The organism is Pedosphaera parvula Ellin514 (assembly GCF_000172555.1).
GTDB lineage: Bacteria > Verrucomicrobiota > Verrucomicrobiia > Limisphaerales > Pedosphaeraceae > Pedosphaera.
Genome location: NZ_ABOX02000095.1, coordinates 1 through 6,163, shown reverse-complemented (window position 1 = coordinate 6,163; position 6,163 = coordinate 1). Strand labels below are relative to the sequence as shown.

The following is a 6,163-nucleotide window of genomic DNA, read 5'->3' as shown; positions in this document are numbered from 1 at the left end:
ATGACCACGAGCAGTTCGATCAGGGTGAAACCTGAAATAATGTTTTTACGGTGAGTGCGCATAAGTTGAGCCTCGTTTGTTTAGACGGGGAAATATTGGGGTTTGCTCCCGTGAAAAGGCAAGGAGAAAAACTACTAATGTAGGTTTATCTTTGTGCGGCCCTGACGTCCCATATTCAAAGCCAAGTGCTGTGTCTATGTCGTTGGGAAATGCCCATGATTGCGTGGCCACCAAAGTCCCACAATAAATCTTTTCCTCCTCTTTTCAAAAAAGTAAAATCGTCGGATTGATTTACACTATTTAGATAAACCGTAGAATGGTATATTGGTTTTGTAATTTTCTAAACAGCTATTGGTCAGTGCATTACGGTATAAAGGAATCATTGTTTGGTTTTAGGCATGGATAATGCTGTTCTGCTTGATGCCATGAAATCAAATAACAAATTTGCAGTCGGTAAGTTGGCTGTTGTACTGGCAGGTTTGGGGTTCGTTTTCACGACGCGGCAAGCCATTGCGACTCCAATCAGCCTCGGCACAGCCGGTCCAGATAATTATGCGGTTTTGGAAATCGGCAATGGCAATGTCAGTCTAGCCAATGCTGCCAACGCTGGTCATATCAACGGCAATGTGGGCGTGGCGGGCACCGGCAATATTTCTGACGGTGGCAGCCTTCCAATCACGGGGAATGTTCAACTCGGCACTTTGGCAGGTTCATCTGGATTAGCCGGAAATGTTTCCGGCAGCGTGATTCAAAATGCAGGTTCGCAAGCTGCGCTAAACCAGGCTTCTGCCGACGCGACGGCGGCATCGGCGGCCCTGAAGTTGATGACTTCGTCCGGCGGTGGTGTGGGTATCACCTCTGTCTCCACGGGTGGAACCCTTAGTTCGGGCGTTTATAATTTGACCGGTTTGCAGCTCAATAATGGCGCGAAACTGATTTTGAACGGCGGTGCCAGCGACATTTTTATATTCAACATCTCCGGGGCTTTGAGCTTGAACAGCGCGCAAATCCTTTTAAGTGGCGGCCTCACGTCAGCCGATGTGATCTTCAATATCACCGGTTCACAGGCGGTTCAGTTTTCGGGCGGGTTGAACGATCCGCATGGTGAAGCGGAGTTGAACGGTATTATCCTGGCACCCACTGCTGCCATCCAGATCACACCGGGCGCGGTGAACGGTGAAATCATCAGCGGCCAAAATATCAACATTGCCTCGGGTGGTGACGTAAATGACATGGTAACGGTTCCTGATGCGGGTTCCACGCTGTTATTGGCCTCAATGTCACTCGGTGCCCTCGGAATGGTCCGGCGTAAAATGGTGTCCTGAGCTACCAACTTTAGCGGGAGTTTCAAAGTTATCGGGAAGTTAAATTTCCGGTGACTTTTTTATTTTGCCGGCAAATTGAAGGTTTATTGCAATTCCTGCCACAAAGCCACGGCATATTTGTTTTTCTGCCGGTGTATAAATCTCCATCGTAGTGAAGGCCAATGCTACCACTGAAAGTGGCACCCTTTTCCACCAGCACCCCCGACATATCAGGGTTGCATTCTCTTCAGGCGCGTTAAAGATTCCAATGAGACTTGTGCTGCTACTGCTTGTACCGAATGCCAAAATTTAGCGGACCGATTTGTGAGGGGCGGCGACATTAAGGAGTATGGTGTTTTAGAGCTGGGGACCGTTGCTTCTAAATACGTTCAGCGATCGATGCCGCCCCCGCCATTAAGCCAAAGAAAACAGTGGAAACCCCAATGAGGGTTTTGACAACTTCAACACAGATGGACACGCAGTGGCACGAATGGGAAACTAAGGGGGAATGACCGTGTCGGTAAAGTCAGGGCGACGTTGTCTCTGATTTCTCATTATCCCAGGCCACTTCAATGTTCCAAGGCTCGGCTGAGTTGAAGTCGAGACAGCGAACCCAAGCCTGGCGATTGTGGCCTTTGCTGTCGCGAACGGTAATACGGAAAAACTGATAGCCTTTGCCCGAACGCCAGGTGGGCACGAACGAACGTCGCTTCGCGCTGACAATCTCCAATCCTTGCGATTTTGCCCATCGCTTCAAGGTATCTAACGCCTGTGTCTTGCTCCATATGCTCAGAGCAAAAAGGAGTAGTGTGGCGGCTACGAAGGCTCCGACTGTTATAAGGATGGCGCTGGAGGACATGGTGTTCGCGGTAGGATTGGAGATTTTTTCAAGGACTATGGGAGGAGAGTAAAATATTGGCAAGGGTAACGGTGGATGCGCGGGATTGCGCGGGTGGGTTCCGCTTCGGGTTGCGTGGGTTGAGTTGTTTGAGATCGTGGGGCCGAAGCGGGGATTCTTTTTGGGGATTAATTGCTATAAACAGGCCGGCCCATACGGGCCTTAAGAGGTCACAGGTTTGTCCTAGTGAGTTGAGTAAAATTTATGAATGGAATGACGGTTTGATGAAAGCCGAGAAGGGGCTCGAATGAGGAAATGGAGATGACCAATTACAAATGATCAAGACCAAAGGAATGACCAAAATCAATTTTCAAGAAATTGCTGTTTTGCCTGGGCCTGCGCTCGGTCCTTCTGGACGGGCACCTTCGCTTCAGCCCAGGCTTTAACATGACGCGCTTTCAGCGCTAAAGCTTAAAAAAGCGTGGTGGCCTATTGGATCACGGCTTTAGGGCATCACGAATTGCGTCGCTGGCTTCTTCAAGAGCCGCTTGAACTCCTGGTACTTTATAGATGGCATTGAGGAGCACGAAGTCGTGGATCATTCCGTTGTAACGAGTAGCGGTCACTGCAACACCGGCCTCCTTGAGTTTGCGTGCATATGCCTCGCCTTCGTCGCGGAGGGGATCATTCTCCGCAGTGATGACGAGTGCCGGCGGCAAGCCCTGGAGTTCCTCGTTGCCTGCCCGGAGTGGCGACACGTAAGGGTTGTTGCGCGTCTCTTCATCGGGTGCATAGAGATCCCATCCATACTTCATGAACGCACGCGGCAGGAATCGTCCGGTCGCAAACTCATGATATGAATCAGTATCGACGCTCGCATCGGTGGCAGGAATTAAGAGCACCTGGCAAGCGATCTTCGGGCCTTTCCGATCCTTCGCCATGAGTGTCATGGCTGCGGTCATGTTGCCGCCAACCGAGTTGCCGGCGATGGCAATGCGGCTGCCATCGGCGCCGAACTCACCAGCATGCGCGGCAACCCACTTAAGCGCCGCGTAACATTCCTCCACTTGCGTCGGAAATTTTGCTTTGGGCAGTGGCGTATATTCCACAAAGACACCGACCTGACCGGAGCCGACAACGAGGTCGCGCAACAGTCGTTGATGGTTCTGGAAGTTGCCGACGATCCAGACACCACCGTGGATAAACAACAGCACCCCAGGTTTGCCTGTCACTTGCTTCGGTGTCATGATGTACAACTTCACCGTGAGTCCATCCTGGGTGATGGTTCGTTCAGTGGTGGTCACGCCGGAAATGTCCACCGGGGTCTTGTTCTGCAGGGCGGTAATGATTTCCTGCGGCGTGGGTTGCGGCAGTTCCCAAAACGGACTGCTATCTTTGTTGAGATCCGCAAGGAACGACCGAATTTGTGGGTCGATTCGAGGATCTGTTGCCGCGTTTGGCACTTCTGCTTCCATTGTTTGAGCCATAACTATTTCTCCTAAAAAGAATTATTCCCGAATGGCTTGCGGACGGGGTCTTCTGCGGGGTTCGTCGGGATTTTGTTGCCCCGCCAGCGTCGCTCTGTTTGTCACATGTGTGATGATTCCCCTTTGCTGCGGGGCTCGGGTCGTCCGCCGCTCATACTTTACAGGTTAGCACCGAAGTTTGGCGCTTGCCGGGTGGCATTTCACCCCATCATCTGCTTAGTCACTGGGCGACGCAAATGACCAAGGCCGGAGAAATGAGCAAGGGCGAATTTGAGTAAAACATTGGCAACAATGGCGGGAAGCATCGTGGATTCAGTTTCGGATTGCGTGGGTTGAGTTGTTTGAGATCGTGGGGCCGAAGCGGGGATTCTTTTTTTAATTTGATCTCTATAAACGTGCCGGCCCGCTGGGCCTTAAGAAGATCGCGGGTTTGCCCAAGTGTGATGAGCGGTGTTGAGGCTTCAGTAAATTAAGTATGTCGTGACCTGGTCCACGGACTGCTTAAGCTCTCACGTTCCACAAACCAGCCCAATGGCAAATCTGCCAGTTCACAAATGGTTGGATCGTGCGAAACGATCTGATGCAAGGCGAGAATCGTGATCACTTCTTCAACTCCGACCGGATCAGGCTAAGCGTGTTGGTTTGCCACACGTAATAAAATGTTCCGACTTCTGGCTTCTCTTGAGGACTGCCGTGCAAGATAAGGAGTCTGCTATCAATCCGAAACTGCAAACCATAATCGTCTCCCGCCCAATGAGTATAAGTTACATATGGCAATTCTGGTGGAAAATATACACGGCCGCTCTGAGAGTCTATAATCGCAAATGCGGCACAAGAGCTGCCACAACCCCAAATCGCATTTTTGTAGTGTCCAGCAAAGTTCGGCCCTTCTGCGGCCTGCTTCCGCAATTGAGTTCTGTATCTACGTGCTTGAGCATGGCTGGAAAGGTCAACTGTTGTCGGTTTCCCTTTGAATATATTGGTCACCGAGAAATCCTGGTAACGCGGCGACTTGTCGGTCCCGGCGGAGGAGCTAACCGCAGCTGCAATGACAACAACAATAAGGTAAACGAGGGGTCTCATGGCGTAACGCGAGCGGTGATTTTAGTGTGTTCGGGAGTTCAGTCAATTCAGTCCGTTTGTTCACTTGTGTCCGGAGCGTCTGATACACGGGGCATTTCATGTGCTTATAATGACCAAGAGATATCCCCAAGCAGGCGGTGAACGACGCTTCCCACCGTCAAGTATTCTCCGGATGGATCGGTAAAGACCACACGGCGATCCTCTGTATAACTGCGCAAGGTCTCGAACTCACTTTTGGGCCGTCGGTTCAGTTCTTCAATAATCATCTCGTTGCCATCGCGAAAAAAGTAAAACGCGACTGATTCAGGGATCCAGTCATAAGAATCTGGGGGCGAGACTTCCAATGAATCGAGGAGTTCTGATGCGCGCATGGATTTAAGTTTTGGCCGGAGGGTATCCAACAACTCATCCGCGAGTTTGATTTCTCGACGGGAGCGTGATTGGTTGTATCGGCCTATTTTAGGATGTGTTACCCAGACGTCGGTCGGCAGGCTGCGCTCCGCCTGCCTGAACTGATGATAGTTTGCACTTTCATAAGTTTCGGTGAGAATGGTGTGTGCCGCAGGAATCGTTGTGTAAGAATGACAACCCGGAGCCAAAGTGCAAAGGAGAAGGAGTGTGAGTATTTTTATGAGAGTGCGTTCCTTTTCTGTTCGATTTTCGATGGCTTGCGTTTCCATGTGGGCCATCGTCTCCAGTCGCCAAACTCATTGCAAGCATGATGCGGGATGAATGGTGCGCGTCGTTGATTCCGCTTCGGGTTGTGCAGGTTCTGTTGTTTAACATCGCGGGCCGAAGCGGGTTTCTTTTGTTGGCGTTTACCTGGGCCTCCGCTCGGTCCTTCCGGACGGGCACCTTCGCTCCAGCCCAGGCTTTAACATGACGCGCTTACAGCGCTAAGGACCGAGAATTCATGAGGTCGAAAACGGGTGGAGGTTGTTGCTGTGATTGAGTCGTTGCAAAAGCAACCGCCTGAAGGGCGGGACTCAGAACCAGGAGGGAGTTGGCGGCCTTGGGTCAGGAGAAGGCGGGTGTGGGGTACCGGATGAGGACCCAGACGGCGATTACCACGACTAGGAGTAATAGTCCCAAAATGATAAATTGCTTTTGCATAACGTGCGGGTGGAATTGGATCGTTGGTCGAGTACGCAATTCAGGTGGAGGGATGGATTGAAATTCCGGACCATGTGAGTGCGGTGCGCATAGGAGGTCCTTCCGGACGGGCACCGCGCCAAGAATTGATTGCTGGCGCGGGGGGTGGAATCATGGGCTGCGTCCGCAGATGGGCTCGATGGGTTGAGTGGAATCACCGACGGGGTTTGAATTCGGGCGAAGCCTCATTCCACCTTTAATTGATTGCTGGCGCTATGGGTGAGTGGCAGGTCGCCTTCGCGTTAGCCACGATGAATTGGATTGGATCGCAAGGGAGGTTAGGGAGCACGGCGCAGCGC

General features: G+C 51.6%; 6 protein-coding genes. 1 reads left to right on the top strand and 5 read right to left on the bottom strand.

Annotated elements, in window-relative coordinates; translation table 11 throughout:
* The coding region (locus CFLAV_RS37980) for a prepilin-type N-terminal cleavage/methylation domain-containing protein (RefSeq protein ID WP_150107705.1) at nucleotides 1-62 on the bottom strand (62 nt) is incomplete at its 3' end.
* A gap of 363 nt (nucleotides 63-425) precedes the next feature.
* Here CFLAV_RS37980 and CFLAV_RS31355 point away from each other — a divergent pair.
* Nucleotides 426-1,325: a VPDSG-CTERM sorting domain-containing protein gene (locus tag CFLAV_RS31355; protein ID WP_160164707.1), complete on the top strand. Its 900-nt coding sequence runs from the start codon at nucleotides 426-428 to the stop codon at nucleotides 1,323-1,325.
* A 505-nt stretch (nucleotides 1,326-1,830) separates the two neighbouring features.
* On the opposite strand, the gene CFLAV_RS31345 is transcribed toward CFLAV_RS31355, so the two are convergent.
* From CFLAV_RS31345 to CFLAV_RS31330, 4 genes are all read right to left on the bottom strand, one after another.
* Complete coding sequence (locus CFLAV_RS31345) at nucleotides 1,831-2,163, bottom strand: hypothetical protein (RefSeq protein WP_007418971.1); 333 nt, start codon at nucleotides 2,161-2,163, stop codon at nucleotides 1,831-1,833.
* 476 nt (nucleotides 2,164-2,639) lie between these two features.
* Nucleotides 2,640-3,629 carry an alpha/beta hydrolase gene (locus CFLAV_RS31340; RefSeq protein ID WP_007418970.1) on the bottom strand — a complete coding sequence of 330 codons (990 nt, stop codon included), beginning with the start codon at nucleotides 3,627-3,629 and terminating at the stop codon, nucleotides 2,640-2,642.
* Between the two features lie 600 nt (nucleotides 3,630-4,229).
* Nucleotides 4,230-4,712, bottom strand: coding sequence for a hypothetical protein (locus tag CFLAV_RS33590; protein ID WP_007418969.1), 483 nt, complete (start codon nucleotides 4,710-4,712; stop codon nucleotides 4,230-4,232).
* A 104-nt stretch (nucleotides 4,713-4,816) separates the two neighbouring features.
* Nucleotides 4,817-5,392 (bottom strand): hypothetical protein, encoded by a 576-nt coding sequence (locus CFLAV_RS31330; protein WP_007418968.1) that lies wholly within the window; start codon nucleotides 5,390-5,392, stop codon nucleotides 4,817-4,819.
* Between the last annotated feature and the right edge of the window lie 771 nt (nucleotides 5,393-6,163).

What these genes read in the sequence shown, in the direction of transcription:
- CFLAV_RS31355 (WP_160164707.1), top strand. Translation starts at nt 426, where the DNA reads ATGAAATCAAATAACAAATTTGCAGTCGGTAAGTTGGCTGTTGTACTG.
- CFLAV_RS31345 (WP_007418971.1), bottom strand. Translation starts at nt 2,163, where the DNA reads ATGTCCTCCAGCGCCATCCTTATAACAGTCGGAGCCTTCGTAGCCGCC.
- CFLAV_RS31340 (WP_007418970.1), bottom strand. Translation starts at nt 3,629, where the DNA reads ATGGCTCAAACAATGGAAGCAGAAGTGCCAAACGCGGCAACAGATCCT.
- CFLAV_RS33590 (WP_007418969.1), bottom strand. Translation starts at nt 4,712, where the DNA reads ATGAGACCCCTCGTTTACCTTATTGTTGTTGTCATTGCAGCTGCGGTT.
- CFLAV_RS31330 (WP_007418968.1), bottom strand. Translation starts at nt 5,392, where the DNA reads ATGGAAACGCAAGCCATCGAAAATCGAACAGAAAAGGAACGCACTCTC.